Raw genomic sequence first — 17,891 nt, forward strand, 5'->3', positions numbered from 1 at the left:
CTCAGGCTTTCAGCTTCTTGTTTTCGGGATCGACGAACACCGGATCGCAGACCTCGGCGACGACCTCGTGATCGCGCAATTTGTCCCAGACGACGATCTTTTCGCCGTAGCGCTCGCGCCCGGACTTGAGGAAGGCAAGCGCGATGTGCTGCCCCAGCACCGGCGAGTAGCCGGCGGAGCTGACCCAGCCCTGATCGTTGAGCGTCGACGGCTTCATGCCTTCCTTGAGAAGATGAGCGCCGGCACGCATGTCCTTGTCTTTATCGACAGGCTTCAGACCGACAAGCTGCATGCGGTCTGCTGCTGTCAGGCCGTAGCGCGCCGACAGGTGCTTGCCGATGAAATCGTGTTTCTGCGCGGAAAACATGCGCCCGAGCCCGGCATCGTCGGGCGTCACCCGGCCGTCGAATTCCGCATGGGTCAGAAGTCCTTTTTCGAGCCGAAGAACGTTCAGCGCCTCGACGCCGTAGGCGCAGATATCATGCGCCCGCCCCGCCTCCATGATCTGCTCGGCCACCGCCTCGCCATAACCGGCGGGAACGGCCAGCTCGAAGGCGAGTTCGCCGGAAAACGAGATGCGGAACAACCGGGCATTGATGCCGCCGCGAAGCACCATTGAACGCGCCGCCAAGAACGGGAAAACCGCTTCCGAGATGTCCTCGTCGATCAGTTGCTGCAGCACGTCACGCGCCTTCGGTCCGGCAATCGCCATCTGCGCCCATTGATCGCTCACCGAGCAGAACCGGACCTTGAGATCGGGCCACAGCACCTGCGCGCAATAGTCCATATGGGACATGACGGCGCCGGCCATGGCGGTGGTCGTCGTCACGAAGAAATGGTCTTCCGCCAGTCGGCTCACGGTGCCGTCGTCGAAGACGAAGCCGTCCTCGCGCAGCATAAGTCCGTAGCGGGCCTTGCCAACCGGCAGCTTGAGCATGGGATTGCAGTAGAGCCGGTTGAGAAACTCCGCCGCATCCGCCCCGAAAACTTCGATCTTGCCGAGCGTCGACACATCGCAGAGCCCGACATTGGCGCGCACATTGAGCACCTCCCGGTCGACGCTTTCCCGCCAGGTCTTTTCGCCGGCGCGCGGGAACCAGGCCGAGCGGAACCACAGGCCGGAATCGACGAAGGTCGCGCCATTCTTCCTCGCCCATTCATGCAGGGGCGATTTGCGGGTTGGTGTCGCATGGCCGTCACGGGATGTGCCCGCAAGAGCGCCGAAGGAGACCGGCGTATAGAACGGCCGGAACGTCGTCGTGCCGACCTCGGCCGGGCTCACACCGCGCATACCGGCGAGAATGCCGACCGCATTGATGTTGGAAAGCTTGCCCTGGTCGGTCGCCATGCCGCTGGTTGTGTAGCGCTTGGCATGCTCCACATGGCCAAAACCTTCGCGCAGCGCGAGGCCGAGATCCCTGGCATGCACATCGTTCTGGAAATCGACGAAGGCTTTCGACCTGGCGCCGGGCACATACCAAAGGGCAGCGAAGGAAGGCTCTCCCTCGGTCTCCGTCACCGGTAGCGGCGCTGCGGCGGCGTTGAAGCCCAACTCGGTGGCAATCGCCGTCGCCTTCTCGACGCCGTCGCGCAGGCAGCCGGAAAGCGTATAGACACCATTGGCGGATCCGACGATACGAAGGCCGTTGCCGACATCCGGTGCTGAGAATGCCTTCAGCTCCTCCGCCCACACCGGCCGGGCACCGCGCTGGCAAGCGAGGTGAACGACCGGGCTCCAGCCACCGGACATGCCGAGCGCATCGCAGGCAATCAGTTCCTCGAAACCGGAGCGCTCGACGACGATGCCGGACAACCGCTGCCGGCCTTTGGTGTCGACGATCGCGCCGGAACGTATTACCCGCACGCCATCGGGCGCCGCGTCGCTCGCATCCGCACGGCTGTCGACGATCGCCGAGACTGCCACTCCTTTTGCCGACAGGCCACGCGCTGTGCGATAACCGCTGCTGCCGCTGGTGAAGATCGCCACCGATTTGCCGGCGGAAACGCCATAGCGCTCGGCGTAAGTCGAAACGGCGCCGGCCATCATGACGCCGGGACGGTCGTTGCCTCCGAACACCAGCGGACGCTCTTCGGCGCCGGTGGCGAGCAAGGCGCGTTTGGCCGCAATGCGCCAGACGCGTTCGGTGGGCAGCTTGGCCGAGGGGTCGGCGACATGTTTCTGCACCCGCTCGACGGCACCGAAGACATTGTCGTCATACCAGCCGAAGACAGTCGTTCGCGACAGGAGCGTGACGTTGTCGAGAGACTGCAATTCGGCGACGACCCGCTCGGCAAAGGCCGATGCGGGCGAACCGTCAACCGTTTCCGTTTCCGACAACAGCGATCCGCCCAGACGAAAATCCTCGTCGGCAAGGATGACGCGAAGACCGGCGCGGCCGGCGGTCAGGGCAGCCATCAGACCGGCCGGGCCGCCGCCGACGACGAGCAGATCGCAAAAGGCCCAGGACTTTTCGTAGCTCTCCGGGTCGCGTTCGATCACGGCCCGCCCGAGACCGGCAGCGCGCCGGATCACCGGCTCATAAAGCTTTTCCCAGAGCTGCTTCGGCCACATGAAGGTCTTGTAGTAGAAGCCGGCGCCAAGAAACGGCGAAAGCAGGCCGTTGACCGCGCCGACATCGAAACCGAGCGAGGGCCAGCGGTTCTGGCTCTTCGCCGTCAGACCGGCATAAAGCTCGGCGACCGTCGCCTTGGTGTTCGGATCACTGCGGGCGCCCGAACCGAGGGTCACGAGCGCATTCGGTTCCGACGGCCCGGCGCTGACGATGCCGCGCGGCCGGTGGTACTTGAAGCTGCGGCCGACCAGCAGCTGGTCGTTGGCAAGGAGTGCGGAGGCAAGCGTATCGCCGGCAAATCCGCGCAGCGGCCGTCCGTCGAAGGTGAAGCTCAAGACCTTGCTGCGATCGACAAGGCCGCCGGAGGACAGGCGATAGGCGGTCATCGCTGTGCCTCCCGCGCCGCGGCAGCACCATCGACAACCGAATAGACCTCGTGGGTGACGGTATCGCGCTCGACAACAAGGAAACGGCGACAGCCGGCAACGTGATGCCAATGCTCGACCGTCCGGCCCCGGGGATTGGCGCGGACATAGACATAGTCATGCCAGGCTTCATCCGATGCCGAGGGCGCCGGTCGAACGAGCGACGCGTCGCCGCGGATTGCGAACTCTTCCTTCGGGCGGACCCCGCAATGGGGACAGGTGATCAGGCTTGCCATTGTCTTCCGTATCCTGGAGCCTCAACGCGGCTCGCTCATATTCCCGGACTGCCGGATGGTCGCCACCCGACAGACGCCGCTCTAGTGAAGGTTCGGCTGAGGGCCGGCACCGGCCTCGTCGACCGCGTAGCCGCGCGCGAAACGGTCGAGCCGCAAGGCGCGCGCCACCGGATGGGTGTCGTTCCTGGCAATCAGATGCGCGAAACAATAGCCGGACGCCGGCGTCGCCTTGAAGCCGCCATAGCACCAGCCGCAATTGAGGTAGAGGTTGTCGATCGAGGTGCGGTCGATGATCGGCGAGCCATCCATGCTCATGTCCATGACGCCGCCCCAGGCGCGCAGCACCCGGACACGCGACAGGCCAGGGATCATCGATACCCCCTCCTCCATCACATGTTCGGCGGTCGCCAGGTTACCGCGCTGGGCATAGGAGGAGTAACCGTCGATCTCGGCGCCGAAGACCAGCCCGCCCTTGTCCGACTGCGAGATGTAGAAATGCCCGCCGCCATAGACGATGACGTGATCGATGCAGGGCTTCAGCCCCTCGGTCACGAAGGCCTGCAGCACGTGGCTTTCAAGCGGCAGCTTCAGGTCCGCCATCTCGCCGACCCGCGAAGAATTGCCGGCAGCCGCCAGCGCCAGCTTGCCGCAGCCGATGAAACCCTTCGACGTTTCGACGCCGGTAACGACGCCGTTCTCGCGGCGAATGCCGGTGACTTCGCAATGTTCGATGATATCGACGCCGTGCTGGTCGGCGCCGCGGGCATAACCCCAAGCGACGGCATCATGGCGGGCCGTGCCGGCGCGGCGCTGCAGAAGGCCGCCGAGGATCGGGTAGCGCGCATGGTCGTAATTGAGGAAGGGGATCATCTTCTTCAGCTGTTCGCGCTCGATCAGCTCGGCGGACACGCCTTCCATCCACATCGCATTGCCGCGCCTGACATAGGCGTCGCGCTGGCCGTCGCTGTGGTAGAGCATGATCACGCCGCGCTGTGAGAGCATGACGTTGTAGTTCAGGTCATGCTCCAGCCCTTCCCAGAGCTTCATCGAAAACTCGTAGAACGGCTCGTTGCCGGGCAGCATGTAGTTGGAGCGCACGATCGTGGTGTTGCGGCCGACATTGCCCGATCCGAGATAACCCTTCTCAAGCACCGCGACGTTCTTCACGCCGAATTCCTTGGCGAGATAGTAGGCGGTCGCAAGGCCATGGCCGCCGCCGCCGACAATGATCACGTCATAATGGGATTTCGGCTGCGGCTGCCGCCATTGCGGCTTCCAGTTCAGGTTTCCGGAAAGGGCGTTCCTGACGATCGAGAATGCGGAATAACGCATGAAGGCATCCAGTTCAGTTGCGTCGGCACATTTGCACAGCCGGCGCGAGGAGCAAAGATGCAAGCTTCTCGCGGTCGCAAAAATCAAGCCGGCCTTTTGCCGCAACCGCCGAAAACTTTTCGCACACGCGCCTGGGAGAGGACATTTAGCGCGAACCGTCGAAAACTATAGGCAACTTCAGCCGCCGAGTGTGCTATGGCGCGAGAAAGTCCTGAAAGACGACAAGCAATGCTCGACATTCTAAAAAATTCCGCGATCGCCGCCGGGCGCGCTATTCTCGACATCTACCACTCCGGCCCGGAAGTGCTTTACAAGCCCGACTGTTCGCCGGTGACGGATGCCGACGAATGTGCGGAGCGCATCATCCTGGCCGATCTCGCGGCCGCCTTTCCTGATATTCCTGTCGTCGCCGAGGAATCGGTGGCGGCGGGTTCGATCCCCGAAATCGCGGGCAAGTCGTTCTTCCTGGTCGATCCACTCGACGGCACCAAGGAATTCATCGGTCGCCACAACGACTTCACCGTCAACATCGCGCTGATCGAAAACGGCGCGCCGGTTGCTGGCGTCGTCTACGCGCCAGCGCTCGGCATCCTCTACGCCGCGAGCGGCGGCAAAGCGCTGAAATCGGTGGTCTCCGAGACATTTCTGGTCGAGCCGGAAACCGTGATCGGCTGTCGAATCCGCGGCGACCGACTGGTGGCGCTGGCGAGCCGCTCGCACAACAGCACCGAGACCGTCGCCTATCTCGCCGAACATGGGATCACCGACTACGAGGCCGTCGGCTCGTCGCTCAAGTTCTGCCTGCTGGCCGAAGGGGTTGCCGATGTCTACCCGCGCTTCAGCCGCACGATGGAATGGGACACGGCCGCCGGCGATGCCATCCTGCGCGCGGCAGGCGGCGAAACGCTGACGATGGAGGGCACGCCCCTCACCTACGGCAAGCGCAACCAGAAGAACGACAGCGATTTCGCCAACCCCTGGTTCGTCTCGCGCGGCAAGGTCTGAGATCAACGCCGGTGGGCATCATGGCGGGGTCGGAACGCTAGACCGGCACCGCCTCGCCATCGCTTCGCGTCGTCTCTCCATCTGCACCGCCATCTTCTGCCGGTGGCTTGATACGGAACCAGGCGAGATAAAGCGCCGGCAGGAACAGGAGCGTCAGCACCGTTCCGACAATGATGCCGCCCATCATCGCATAGGCCATCGGCCCCCAGAAGATTTCCCGCGCGATCGGGATCAGCCCGAGGCTTGCGGCTGCGGCCGTCAGCATGATCGGCCGCATGCGATGCTCGGTCGCCTCGCGCACCGCATCCCAGGCGGCCACCCCCTCCTTGCGCAGATCCTCGATCTGCACGACGAGGATGACCGAGTTGCGGATGAGAATGCCGATCAGCGCCAGCACGCCAAGGATCGCGACAAAGCCGAGCGGTGCGCCACTTGGAAGCAGCGCCGCGACGACGCCGATCAGCGCCAGTGGCGCCACGGCAAAGACCAGGAACAGTCGCGAGAAACTCTGCAGCTGGATCATCAGGATCGTCGCCATCACAAACAGCATCAGGGGCACGACGGCGACGATCGGTGCCTGGCTCTTGGCGCTTTCCTCAATGGTGCCGCCGATCTCGATCCTGTAGCCGTCCGGAAGGCCGGCGCCAAACGCCGCCACATCCTTTTCCAGCTGCGCCGAAACCGTCGAGGGCTGTGCCGTACCGTTGATCGCCGCCTTTACCGTGATCGTCGGCAGGCGCGAACGGCGCCAGACGACCGGCTGCTCCATTTCGTAGCGGAAGTTGGCAACAGCCGCCAAGGGCACGGAATTGCCGTTGGCGCCGGGAAGCTGGAGATCGCGCAGCGTTTCGATCGATTGCCGCTCGGAGTCGCGCGCCCGGCCGATCACGTCGATCAGGTAGATGTCGTCGCGCACCTGTGTGACGGTCGTTCCCCCGACAATGCCGTTGAGGGCATTCGCGATATCCTGCGAGGTCACGCCGAGCTGGCGCGCCTTGTCCTGCAGCACGTCGACCTTGATCATGCGCGCCGGCTCGTTCCAGTCGAAAACGATCTCGCCCAGTTGCGGGTTGCGGCCGAGCACGGCGCTGAGATCGAGCGCATGCTTGCGCACCTGTTCGATATCGGGCCCACTGACGCGATACTGGATCGGCCGACCGACCGGCGGGCCGATGTCGAGCAACTTCACGTAAGCGTCCGTTCCCGGGAATGTCTGCTTGAGATAGGCTTGCAAGTCGGCGCGCACCTTGTCGCGGACGTCGAGCCCCTTGGTGACGATGATCATCTGGCCGAAGGAGGGGTGCGGCGGCTGAACGTCGAAGGATAGGACGAAGCGCACAGCCCCCTCGCCGACATAGCTCGACCAGCGCAACACATCCGGGTTGCCGGCAAGCTTCTCTTTCTCGAACTTCGCCATCTGTGCGTTGGTTTCCTCGATCGAGGAATTCTGCGGCAGCGACCAATCGACGATGATCTCGGGCCGGTCGGATGAGGGAAAGAACTGCTGTTGGACGAAACCCATGCCGAAGACCGAAAGGCAGAAGACGGCGACGGTGGCGATGATCGTGGTCCAGCGCCAGTGCATGCAGAGATCGAGAAGCCTGGAAAACAGCCGCCCGATCCGGCCTTTTTCTCCGGCATGCTGCTTCATCGTCTTCGGCAGGATGGTGACGCCCAGAAGCGGCGCGAAGATCACCGCAACGATCCACGAGACGAGCAGAGAAATGGCGATGACGACGAACAAGGTGAAGGTGAATTCGCCGGCCGCGCTGTTGTTGAGGCCGATCGGGATGAAACCGGCAACGGTAACGAGCGTGCCCGTCAACATCGGAAAGGCTGTCGAAGTGTAGACGTAGGTCGCCGCCTTGCGCAACGAATCGCCGACCTCCAGCCGCGCTACCATCATTTCCACCGCAATCATCGCATCGTCGACCAGCAGGCCGAGGGCGATGATCAGTGCACCGAGCGAAACGCGCTGCAGCGAGATGCCCCAATAGGACATGAAAACGAAGGTGATCGCCAGCGTCAGCGGAATGGAAAGCGCCACGACCAGGCCGGCGCGCATGCCAAGGCTGACGAAGCTGACGGCAAGAACGATGATCACAGCTTCGAACAGCGCCTGCGTGAAGCCGGAGACCGCCTCTTCGACCACGAGCGGCTGGTCGGACACGAGGTGAACGTCGACGCCGACAGGCAACCTCTGCTCCAGGCGCTCGATCTTCCGCTCCACCGCCTTGCCGAAATCGAGCAGATTGGAACCCTGCTTCATGCCGATCGCCAGCCCGATCGCGGGCTTGCCCTCGAAGCGGAAAAGGGCGGAGGGCGGATCGACGTAGCCGCGGGTGATCGTGGCAATGTCGCTGAGACGGAAAAATCGGTCATTGACCTGCAGGTTGACCGAACGGATGCTTTCTTCCGATGAAAACTGGCCGCCGACACGAATGCTGACGCGCTCGCCTTCGGTCTGGATGACGCCAGAGGGTGAGACCGCATTCTGTGCCTGCAGCGTCTCGATCACCTGCTGTTGGTTGATGCCGAGGGCTGCGAGCTGGCGCGGCGAAAACTCGAGGTAGATCACCTCGTCCTGCGCGCCGATCAGATCGACCTTGCCAATATTCGGTACCGTCAGGATATCGCGGCGCGCATCCTCGACATAGTCGCGCAGCTGCCGCGGCGTCAGCCCGTCGCCGGTGAAGGCATAGATGTTGCCGAAAACGTCGCCGAAGCGGTCGTTGAAGGCAGGCCCGATGACACCCGAAGGAAAGTCCCCGCGAATGTCGTTGATCATGTTGCGAACCGTGACCCAGGTCGCCGCCACATTGCGCGCCTTCGTCTCCGGTTTCAGATTGACGAAGACCAGCGTCTGGCCCGGCGTCGTCATGCTCTTGGTGTAGTCGAGCGATTCCAGTTCCTCGAGCTTGCGCTCGATGCGCTCGGTAACCTGGAGCGTGGTTTCCTCGACCGACGCACCCGGCCAGGCGGCCGAGATCGTCATCGTCTTGATTGTAAAGGACGGATCCTCCTCGCGGCCGAGCTCGACATAGGACGTGATGCCGAGCACGACGAAGACGATCATGAAGTACCAGACCATCGAGCTGTGATCGAGCGCCCAGTCCGAAAGGTTGAACTTCGTCATGAACGCGCTCCGTCGGAAATCTTTATCTTCTGGCCTTCCTCAAGGCTGTGCACGCCCGCGGTGGCGATGCGCTCTCCCGGCTTGAGCCCTGAGGTCACCGGCCTCAGGCCGCCGGCATCGGCGCCGATTTCAACTTCCCGTACCGTGACATCACCGCCCTCTTCATTGACGATCCAGACAAAACTCTTCCCTTCCCGCTCGAACACCGCAGTCGACGGAATGAGCATGAGTTCATGCTCGGCGCCCTGTCGCGTTGCGGTAATAGTCGTTCCCAGCCTGAACCCGACTGGCGGATTGTCGAGCGCGATCTTCACGCGCCGGGTTCGGGTGACCGGGTCGGCGGCCGGCGCGATCTCGCGCACCGTGCCATTGACCTTGAGATCCGGATTGATCTGCAGCGCGACCGAGAACGGCGTGCCGATCGGAAACAGCGCGATGCCGTCGGGCACGTCGACGACCGCGTCGCGCTCGCCGGGCCTTGCAACGGTCACGACCATCTCGCCGGCCGACACCACCTGGCCGACCTCAGCTCCGGTCGCCGTAACGATGCCGTCGAAATCGGACTTCAGCTTGGTATAGGAGAGCTGTTCCTCGGACTTCGCCAGCCCCGCCGTCGCCCTTATCAGCGATGCCTGCGCCGCCTCGTGCGCTTGCTGGGCACTGTCGACTGTGGCCTGGGATTCAGTATCAGTCTTCAGGAGAGCGGTGAGCCGCTCCTCGGCGGCAGCCGCATTGGCAAGGGTTGCCTCGGCGCTTGCCTGGTCGGCCTTTGCCGAACGCAGGGCCAGTTCGAAGGCAGTCGGATCGAGGGCCGCAAGCTCGGCGCCTGCGATCACCGCATCGCCGACGGTCACATCACGGGCGACGAGCCGGCCGATAACCCGGAAGCCAAGCTCCGTCTGGACCTTCGGTTGCACCGTTCCGGCAAAGCTCGCAGCCGCGTCGACGCGCTGGCTGACAATCATGGACAGAACAGGACGAGCGACCTCGGTCGCCTGTTCCTCTTTCTTCTGGCATCCGACCAGCAGCAGCAATGCGGCAATCGGTATGACCAGGTGCGGGGTTCTCGACCAGCTCATTTCGCCTGCTCCTCAGCCACCGCATGCACCGCCAAGCCCGGGCGCAGGAATTTGCCGCCCTCCGCCACGACCTTCTCGCCGACCGAAAGCCCGGAAGCGACGAGCACCCGGCCGCTTTCATAGGACTTGACCTCGATCGGCTTGAGGCTGACCGTGCTGTCGCTGGGATCGACGATCCAGACCGCCGGCTTGCCGTCGACGGCAGTGAGCGCCGTCCACGGCAGCGCGATGACCTTGGCCGGCTCGAAACGGGCGACACCGGTCACCGATGAACCGAGCGTCATGCGCTCCGGCGTCTCCTGCATCGCCAGCTTCACCCGCACCGTGCCGGCCTTGGCGTCTATCGTCGGGGAGATCTCGCTCACGCGAGCGATCGCCGTGACCGAGGGGTCGCTGACCAGCGCCAGCGTCACATCCTCGCTCGCCGGCCTCATGAACAACAACCCCTCGTGAACATTGAAGATGGCGTCCCGCGGACCGTCCTTGGCAACGGAGAACATGGTTTGGGCCGCCTGCACGACCTGTCCCACCTCGGCATGTCGGACCGTAACGATCCCCGCGGCACTCGAGCGCAATTCGGTGTAGGAAAGAGCGGTGCGCGCACTCTCGAGTTCCGCATTGGCGGCGTCCAAACCACTTGCCGCCGTGCGCGCGGCAGTCTCGGCCTGGTCGAGATCACGGCGCGTCGTAAAGCCCTGCGTCATCAAGGTGTTCTGCCGGGTCAATGTCGCCTGGGCCTGCCGCAATTGCGCTTCTGCGGCCTTTACCGCCGCTTCGGACGCTTGAACATCGGCCTCCTGCTCGCGCGGATCGATCTTCGCCAGAAGCTCGCCGTCCTCGACATGGGCGCCGACATCCGCGAACCACTCTGTCACCTGGCCGCTAACGCGAAAGGCAAGGTTCGCCTGCACATGCGCCACGACTTCACCGGTCAGGGTGACGGTCTGCTGGTAATCGGTGAGCGCCGCTTCGACGATCCGAACAGTTGTTTCCGGCCTTGCGGCTTCCGCCTCCTGTTTCTCGCACGAGGTCAGCAAGATCGTCGAGGCGAGCACGATTGCCCAACCACAGTGCCGCACGCTGCATGTGAATTGCGCCATACGCTCCACCCGGCTCCAGCATTGATCGAGGCATTTTCGAATGCCCGCCAACAGACAAGATGCGCCTCGCCTTCGTCGCGAGGATGCCAACAAAGTCGCATACTTGGCCGGTGTCTGGAAGTCCTCAGTCTGCAAACAGCGCTGCGACCGATGGTGGCGGCGCTGCTCGACACACGCGGTGAAGAAACACAGGGCGCGGCGGCTAAACGCCCTCGCGCCTGGTGGCCGTGGCGATCAGATTACCGATCGAGCTCTCATTGAACGGTTTGTCGATCCTGGGGATGCCGCGCAGATGCGCCGGAAAGATCTCCGCATCGCCGTAGCCGCTGGTAAAGCCGAAGCATATGCCGCGGGCAATGATCGCGTCGGCGACGGCAAAGCTCGTCTCATTCTCGAGATTGACATCGAGCATGATGAAATCGAACGTCTGTGCCGAAATGAGCTGCATCGCCTGCTCGGCGTTGGTCGCGATCTGCACGTTGGAGATCCCGATGGATGTCAGGATTTCCTCCGCATCCATCGCGATGATGAAATTGTCTTCCAGAACGAGCACAGTTCTGATCGACGGTGGAATCTCGATCGTTGGCATTCGGTCCACCTTTCGCGAGAACCATGCGCCGGCCGCAGGAGCAGCCGCCGCAATCAACCTTGATCTATACCCCCCGCGAAACCACCCGGCATTTAAAAAAGACATGTTGGAAACGGTCAGCGATTTTGCCGCATCCTCACTCTGGCAAACGAAGGAACAAGGTGCTCGGCGGGGCGTTCAATAGGACGCGGCGCATCGACGGCCGAAAGCCGCACTCGCGGCCGCGTCTCGACACCCAGGATGAATTTCCGAAACCGATTGGAGAAAGATCATGGCACAGGCAGCCTCCGTGCTGAAACCGAAGGTCAAGGACGAGGAATTCGACATCGGGCTGAAGAAAGCCTATCGCCAGCAGATGGCGGCCGCCCTCTCCGACATTCTCGCCGACACCTACAAGCTCGTCATCAAGAGCCACATCTACCACTGGAACGTCGTCGGCCCACTGTTCAAACCGCTGCATGAGCTGACTGAAGAGCATTACAATACCCTGTTCAAGGCGACCGACATCATTGCCGAACGCATCCGTGCGCTTGGCCATCTCGCTCCAGCAAAGCTCGGCGAGGCCAACCAGTTCGCTCCGACGAGCGCGTCAGTCAACCACACGACGGCGGCCGATATGGTCGCAGACCTCATTGCCGACCACGAGGCAGCCGTGCGGCGCATGCGCGAAGCGGGCGTGAAAGCCGATGAGAATGACGACCTTGTGACGACGGACATGCTGACCGATCGCCTCACCTTCCACGAAAAGGCACTGTGGATGCTGCGAGCGATCGTCGCCGCCTGACATCGTCAACGATGACGCGTCAAGTCGAGCCCCGCCATCCGGCGGGCTCCTTGCGTCTTGCGCCTACCCGGCAAAGTGTCAGATCAGCGGCCGCTTGGTCTCACTAAAACCTTCCCAGCCGGCGATTGCCAGCAGGCCGTCGATGTCGCGGACATTGCAGCCCTTGTCGGCCCAACGGATCATGCCGCGCTCGGCCAGCTTCTTCAGCGTCTTGTTGGTGTGGACGATCGAAAGGCCGAGCGTATCGGCCACGTGCTGCTGGGTGATCGGGATTGCCACGCGGCTGCCGTTGAAGAGGTCGAGCGCCTTGGCGCGCTGGTAAAGGAAGGCAATGAGATAGGCGGCGCGCTCCAGCGCAGACCGCCGCCCGATGCTCAAGAGGTTCTCGTCGAGGATGCGCTCTTCGCGCGCAGCAATCCACGTCAGATCGTAGGCGAGGTCGGGATAGCTGCTGTAGAGCCTATTGAGCTTGCCGCGTTCGAACACACAGAGCGTGACGGGGGAGAGCGCCTCGATCGAATGCTGCATTTCCCCCATCAGGCTGCCCTGCAGCCCGACGAGATCGCCGGGCATGATGTAGTTGAGGATCTGCCTGCGGCCATCATCGAGCATCTTGTAGCGAAAGCCCCAGCCGGTCAGCACGGTGAACAGATGGGCGCTGTGCGAGCCTTCCACCAGGATCGTCGCCCCGCTGTCGACCGCGAGTTCGCCGGTCTTGAATTCCGAAATGAAAGCCAGTTCGTCCGCGGTAAATGCCCTGAAGTGATCGAGCTTGCGCAAGGGACAGCTTTCACAGGGGATACGTTTGTCGTTGCGGGTTGCCGTTCCGGCCATCAATCCATCCGATACATGTTGCGGCAGGCCACTTCGGCTACCATGGTCCTGATCGGAACTAGCGTGCACCGTCGGGGTGGCAAGGTTTGTCCTGCCAAAAACGGATAGATTTCAGGTGCTTCATTGCTTCAGGCATGTCCTGCGACGATGGACAGCCATCAGGTCGTGCCCTATCTCTTGCGTCAGATCCTGCCCGCTGGAGCCGCCGCCATGTCTCATCCCGCCTTTGCCGCCGATCACCTTGCCGTCGTCACCGGTGCCGCCTCCGGCATCGGCCTTGCCAGCGCCCGCCGCTTCGCACGGCTCGGGATGCGCGTCGTGCTCGCCGATCTGGAGGGTGAACGCCTGGCGCAAGCCGCAGCCGAGGTCTCCGAGCTTTCGCCGCATGGCACGACGTACGTTGTCGCCATTCCCACCGATGTCTCCCGCCTTGAGAATATCGAAGCGCTGCTGCACGCCGTGCGCGAGCGCTTCGGGTCCGTCCACGTGTTGATGAACAATGCCGGCATTCAGCCGGGCAGCGCCATGTTTGGTCCGCAGGCAAACTGGGAGGCGGTGCTCGCCGTCAATCTCTGGGGCGTCATCAATGGTTCGCGCGTCTTCGCGCCGCACATGACTGCCCATGGGCAACCGGCCGTGATCATCAACACCGGCTCGAAGCAGGGCATCACCACGCCTCCCGGCGATCCCGCCTACAATGTTTCGAAGGCCGGCGTGAAGGCGTTCACCGAGGCGCTCGAACATGACCTGCGCAACATCGCCGGAGGACATGTCCACGCCCATCTGCTCATTCCCGGTTTCGTCTATACATCTCTCACCGCCAATGGCCGCACGGAAAAACCCGAGGGCGCCTGGACGTCCGACCAGACCGTCGACTTCATGATGGAAAGCCTGGAGCGCGGCGATTTCTATATTCTCTGCCCTGACAACGACGTCGTGAGGTCCACCGACGAGAAGCGCATCCTGTGGGCGGCCGGCGACATCGTCGAGAACCGACCGCCGCTGTCGCGCTGGCATCCGGATTTTGCCGATGCCTTCAAGGCCTTCCTCTCCAAGGACCGGAACTGATTTTCCGCCCGCGTTGAACACAGCGTTCTCCGCCGGGGTTCTGGCGCGGATGACCTGCATGTGGTTTGTGAGCGCATCATATCGGGAGACGACACATGACGAGCGGCATCCACCACATCACGCTGATTGCCCGCAAGGTGCAGGCGAACGTCGATTTTTACGTCGGCTTTCTCGGCCTGCGCCTCGTCAAGCGGACCGGCGGCTACGAGGATGCGACCCAGCTCCATCTCTTCTACGGCGACGCCGAAGGGTCCCCCGGCTCGCTTGTCACTTTCCTGATGTGGGAAGACGGCGCACCCGGCCGCGTCGGCCACGGCCAGCCGAGCGAAATCGCCTTTGCCATCGCGCCTGAAAGCATCGGCTTCTGGCTGACGCGCGCATTGCAGCACAACATCAAGATCTCTGGTCCGGCCCAGGAATTCGGCGAGCCGGTACTGCGGCTGAAGGACCCGGACGGTGTCATCGTCAAGCTTGTTGGAACGGCCACTCTTTCGGCAGCCTCGCCCTGGAGCACGCGCGACATTCCCCAAGCGGACGCCATCCGGCGCCTGCGCGGCGCGACGATCCTGACGGAGCAGCCGGCCGACTCCGCCCGCTTCCTCGCCGAGCATTTCGGCTATGTCGAAACCGGCGCCACCGACACCATCCGTCGCTTTACCTCGCAATCGGGCGACATTATCGACGTGCGCGACGCCACCGGCTTCTGGACCGCAGCACCCGGCACCGGCACGATCGATCACATCGCCTTTCGCGCCCCCGACAAGGAAACCGTGCTGAAGGTTCGCGACGACCTGAAGCGCGACGATGCCACCGTCAACGCCCATGATCGCAAGTACTTCTATTCGCTCTACGCCCGCGAACCCGGCGGTTCGCTCTACGAATTTGCCACGGACAAACCCGGCTTCACCTTGGATGAACCGAAGGAAACGCTCGGCACGCAGCTGTTCATCCCGGCCCACTTCGCCGATCGCACTGCGGAAACGCTGGTCAGCCTGCCGCAATTCGCGCTGCCGGGCGAGCCGCGCTTGACGGAGCGCGACCTGCCCTTCGTTCACCGCTTCTATCATCCGGAGACGCCCGACGGCCGCACCTTCGTGCTTCTGCACGGCAGCGGCGGCAACGAGACGCAACTGCTGCACCTCGGCCATCAGGTTGACGATAAAGCCACGCTGCTCGGCGTTCGCGGCCGCTCCACCGAAGAAGGCTCGCCGCGCTGGTTCAGGCGCTATTCCTCGACCACCTTCGACCAGAAGGACGCGCGCGCCGAAGCCGATGCCTTTGCCGCCTTTCTCGAAGGCGCGCGCGACGGCTACGGTATCGATTTGTCAAAGGTCGTGTTCATCGGCTATTCGAACGGCGCCAACCTGCTGGTCGCGCTGATGACGCTGCATCCCGGTCTGATCCGGAACGTGGTGCTGATGCGCTCGATGCTGGTCCTCGACGATATGCCCACGCCGGACCTTGCAGGCACGAACATTCTACTTTTGACCGGCAAGTCCGACAGCTACGGCCAGTTCGCACCACGGCTCAAAGCGGAGCTTGCAAAGACCGATGCCAGCCTCACGGCCATTGATCTCGACATGGGCCACGAGATCGGCGCTCCTGATATCGCCGCCATCCAGCAGTGGTTGGAAGAAAAAGGCGTCTGAGGGTTCGCAGTCGGCCGGCGAATTTAGGAGCCAAGGTCGCGGCCGACCCGCACCCTCCGTCATGCTCGGGCTTGACCCGAGCATCCATACGCTGGCGCCACACGAAGATCGGTTAGGCGCAACAATCATGATGGATCCCCGGGGCAAGCCCGAGGAAGACAAACGTCGGTTTTTCGCGAGAGCATTTCTTGCAGAAAGTGCGAAGCGGCTCGCGAAAAAGCAGGAGATGGGTTGTTGCCGTGGCCGCACCTAAAGCCGCCCTATGACTGCAGCTCCTAAAGCATTTCCAGGAAAAGTGCGGAGCGGTTTTCCGTCAGGAAATGCGTAAAAACAGAGATATAGAGCGTTTCTGTGTTTCCGTCTAAATCGGAAACGCTCTAGCGACTGCTCTCCGCCCCCGCAAAGTCCGCAAAAGCTTTGACGAATGCGCGCAGCCTAGCGCCGGCTTCGGCATCGCTCAGCGTCCCATTCTCGTCAAACAGGGTTTCCGCCCGCGGCAGCATGAGCCGTTTGCCCGACCAGAGTTCGGCGCCAAGCGTGCGCATGACCGGCAGCCAGGCATTCTGGCTGAGGATCGTGCCGAAATTGCCCGGCGACGTGCCGGCAAGCGCAAAATGCCGGCCGCGAAACACCTTGGCGATATCGGCCGACGGCCGGCTCAGCCAGTCGATCGCGTTCTTGAAGACGCCGGGCATCGAGTTGTTGTATTCGGGCGTGAACAGGATCACGCCATCGGCGGCCATGATCTTTTGCTTCAGGCCGGTGACCGCTTCAGGGATTCCGTCCTTTGCCTCGACATCGCCGTCATAGAGCGGAATGCCGTGGAGCGTCGCGGTTTCGAATTCGACACCATCGGGCGCGTCAACTGCCGCCGCCTGCATCAGGCCGGTGTTGAACGACGCCTTCCTGAGGCTTCCTGAAATGCCGAGGATTTTCACCATGATCTGAGCCCTTGTTGCGCGTTGCCGCCATCATGGGTCGGCACGGCGGGAAAGCCAATGGGATCAGTGGGATATAGACGAAAAAGCCGGGGACGAGCCCCGACTTTCTGTTTTTCATCATTATTCCAGCGGCTTCAGCCGCGCCTCGATCTGGGCCCGCTTCGGCTCCAGGAACGGCGGCAGCGACAGGCTTTCACCCAGCGTCTCCATCGGTTCGTCGACGGCAAAACCAGGCCCGTCGGTGGCGATCTCGAAGAGCACGCCGTTCGGCTCGCGGAAATAGAGCGAGCGGAAATAGTAGCGTTCAACCTCGCCGCTCGACGGCAGGCGGAAGCCCTGCAGGCGCTCGGTCCACGCCGTCAGCGCGTCGGTATCCGGTGCCCGGAAGGCGACGTGATGCACGGCGCCGGCGCCCTGGCGGGCAATCGGCAGGCCCGGCTGGACAGCCACATGCAGTTCGGCCGCAGGACCGCCCTCGCCCATCGAGAACACATGTACCTGGCCCTCGCCATCCGGCGACGGATAGCGTCTCGCCTCAGTCATGTTCATCACCTGCGTCAGAACCAGCTCGGTGTTGGTGATGTCGGGCACGCTGATAGTGATGGGACCAAGCCCCTTGATCTGGTGCTCTGAAGGAACCGAGCTCTTTTCCCACGGGTGCGAGGGCGAAAGCCCGCCATCGTCGATCAGCCTGAAACGCTGGCCTTCGCCATCCTCGAAATCGAGCGAGACGCGACCATCGATCTCGCCGACATCGCCGGCAGTGACCTTCATCTCGTCGAGACGGCCCTTCCACCAGCGAACGCTATCGGCGCTGCCGACCCGCAAGCCCGTGCGCGAAATGCTGTGCGTGCCGCGGCCTTCGCGGCCGACCGGCCAGTCGAAGAAGGTCAAATCGGTGCCGGGCGTGGCTTTGCCGTCGGCGTAAAACAGGTGATAGGCAGTGGTGTCATCCTGATTGACGGTCTTCTTGACCAGCCGCAGCCCGAGAACCTTGGTGTAGAAACGCAGGTTCGCCGGCGCATTCGCCGTGATCGCCGTCAGATGATGAATACCCGTCAGTTGCAAGCTCATGATTGCCTCCAATGTGTGGCTTTTCCGTTGAGCACAATATGGGTCGGCACGGCACTATCAAAAGGA

The 17,891-nt window shown here is 62.8% G+C and carries 14 protein-coding genes; 4 read left to right on the plus strand and 10 right to left on the minus strand.

What is annotated here, in order from left to right:
* Position 1 precedes the first annotated feature (1 nt).
* The 3 genes from AC1Q80_RS13875 to AC1Q80_RS13885 all read right to left on the minus strand — a co-directional run bounded on the left by AC1Q80_RS13875 (position 2) and on the right by AC1Q80_RS13885 (position 4,566).
* The gene (locus tag AC1Q80_RS13875; protein WP_492360752.1) at positions 2-2,959 is read right to left on the minus strand and encodes a sarcosine oxidase subunit alpha family protein; all 2,958 of its coding nucleotides are present in this window, start codon (positions 2,957-2,959) and stop codon (positions 2-4) included.
* The gene (locus AC1Q80_RS13880; protein ID WP_173423881.1) at positions 2,956-3,234 is read right to left on the minus strand and encodes a sarcosine oxidase subunit delta; all 279 of its coding nucleotides are present in this window, start codon (positions 3,232-3,234) and stop codon (positions 2,956-2,958) included. The genes AC1Q80_RS13875 and AC1Q80_RS13880 overlap by 4 nt, the downstream gene beginning before the upstream one ends.
* 81 nt (positions 3,235-3,315) lie before the next feature.
* The gene (locus AC1Q80_RS13885; RefSeq protein ID WP_492360753.1) at positions 3,316-4,566 is read right to left on the minus strand and encodes a sarcosine oxidase subunit beta family protein; all 1,251 of its coding nucleotides are present in this window, start codon (positions 4,564-4,566) and stop codon (positions 3,316-3,318) included.
* A gap of 228 nt (positions 4,567-4,794) precedes the next feature.
* On the opposite strand from AC1Q80_RS13885, the gene cysQ reads away from it, so the two are divergent.
* Complete coding sequence (gene cysQ / locus AC1Q80_RS13890; protein ID WP_492360754.1) at positions 4,795-5,571, plus strand: 3'(2'),5'-bisphosphate nucleotidase CysQ; 777 nt, start codon at positions 4,795-4,797, stop codon at positions 5,569-5,571.
* 37 nt (positions 5,572-5,608) lie between these two features.
* Here cysQ and AC1Q80_RS13895 read toward each other — a convergent pair whose 3' ends face one another.
* The 4 genes from AC1Q80_RS13895 to AC1Q80_RS13910 all read right to left on the minus strand — a co-directional run bounded on the left by AC1Q80_RS13895 (position 5,609) and on the right by AC1Q80_RS13910 (position 11,475).
* Positions 5,609-8,707 (minus strand): efflux RND transporter permease subunit, encoded by a 3,099-nt coding sequence (locus AC1Q80_RS13895; RefSeq protein ID WP_492360755.1) that lies wholly within the window; start codon positions 8,705-8,707, stop codon positions 5,609-5,611.
* Positions 8,704-9,786, minus strand: coding sequence for an efflux RND transporter periplasmic adaptor subunit (locus AC1Q80_RS13900; protein WP_492360756.1), 1,083 nt, complete (start codon positions 9,784-9,786; stop codon positions 8,704-8,706). The genes AC1Q80_RS13895 and AC1Q80_RS13900 overlap by 4 nt, the downstream gene beginning before the upstream one ends.
* The gene (locus AC1Q80_RS13905; RefSeq protein ID WP_492360757.1) at positions 9,783-10,886 is read right to left on the minus strand and encodes an efflux RND transporter periplasmic adaptor subunit; all 1,104 of its coding nucleotides are present in this window, start codon (positions 10,884-10,886) and stop codon (positions 9,783-9,785) included. Before AC1Q80_RS13905 ends, AC1Q80_RS13900 begins: the two co-directional genes overlap by 4 nt.
* A 202-nt stretch (positions 10,887-11,088) precedes the next feature.
* On the minus strand, positions 11,089-11,475 hold the full coding sequence (locus AC1Q80_RS13910) for a response regulator (RefSeq protein ID WP_209791093.1): 387 nt from the start codon (positions 11,473-11,475) through the stop codon (positions 11,089-11,091).
* 271 nt (positions 11,476-11,746) lie between these two features.
* Here AC1Q80_RS13910 and AC1Q80_RS13915 point away from each other — a divergent pair, with 271 nt between their 5' ends.
* On the plus strand, positions 11,747-12,259 hold the full coding sequence (locus AC1Q80_RS13915; RefSeq protein ID WP_176353167.1) for a Dps family protein: 513 nt from the start codon (positions 11,747-11,749) through the stop codon (positions 12,257-12,259).
* A gap of 78 nt (positions 12,260-12,337) precedes the next feature.
* On the opposite strand, the gene AC1Q80_RS13920 is transcribed toward AC1Q80_RS13915, so the two are convergent.
* A complete protein-coding gene (locus tag AC1Q80_RS13920) occupies positions 12,338-13,093 on the minus strand; it encodes a Crp/Fnr family transcriptional regulator (protein ID WP_173423873.1) in 756 nt (251 codons plus the stop codon).
* Positions 13,094-13,303: 210 nt separating this feature from the next.
* Here AC1Q80_RS13920 and AC1Q80_RS13925 point away from each other — a divergent pair, with 210 nt between their 5' ends.
* Together AC1Q80_RS13925 and AC1Q80_RS13930 are read left to right on the plus strand one after the other, a co-directional pair.
* On the plus strand, positions 13,304-14,161 hold the full coding sequence (locus tag AC1Q80_RS13925) for an SDR family NAD(P)-dependent oxidoreductase (protein ID WP_492360805.1): 858 nt from the start codon (positions 13,304-13,306) through the stop codon (positions 14,159-14,161).
* A 95-nt stretch (positions 14,162-14,256) separates the two neighbouring features.
* A complete protein-coding gene (locus AC1Q80_RS13930; protein WP_492360758.1) occupies positions 14,257-15,810 on the plus strand; it encodes a VOC family protein in 1,554 nt (517 codons plus the stop codon).
* Positions 15,811-16,187: 377 nt separating this feature from the next.
* On the opposite strand, the gene AC1Q80_RS13935 is transcribed toward AC1Q80_RS13930, so the two are convergent.
* Entirely contained in the window at positions 16,188-16,751 is a 564-nt protein-coding gene (locus AC1Q80_RS13935; RefSeq protein WP_173423871.1) for an NADPH-dependent FMN reductase, read from the minus strand.
* Positions 16,752-16,871: 120 nt separating this feature from the next.
* Positions 16,872-17,825 (minus strand): ring-cleaving dioxygenase, encoded by a 954-nt coding sequence (locus AC1Q80_RS13940; RefSeq protein ID WP_492360759.1) that lies wholly within the window; start codon positions 17,823-17,825, stop codon positions 16,872-16,874.
* Between the last annotated feature and the right edge of the window lie 66 nt (positions 17,826-17,891).

The sequence above is a fragment of the Ensifer sp. GW823-FHT05D09 genome (assembly GCF_058795755.1).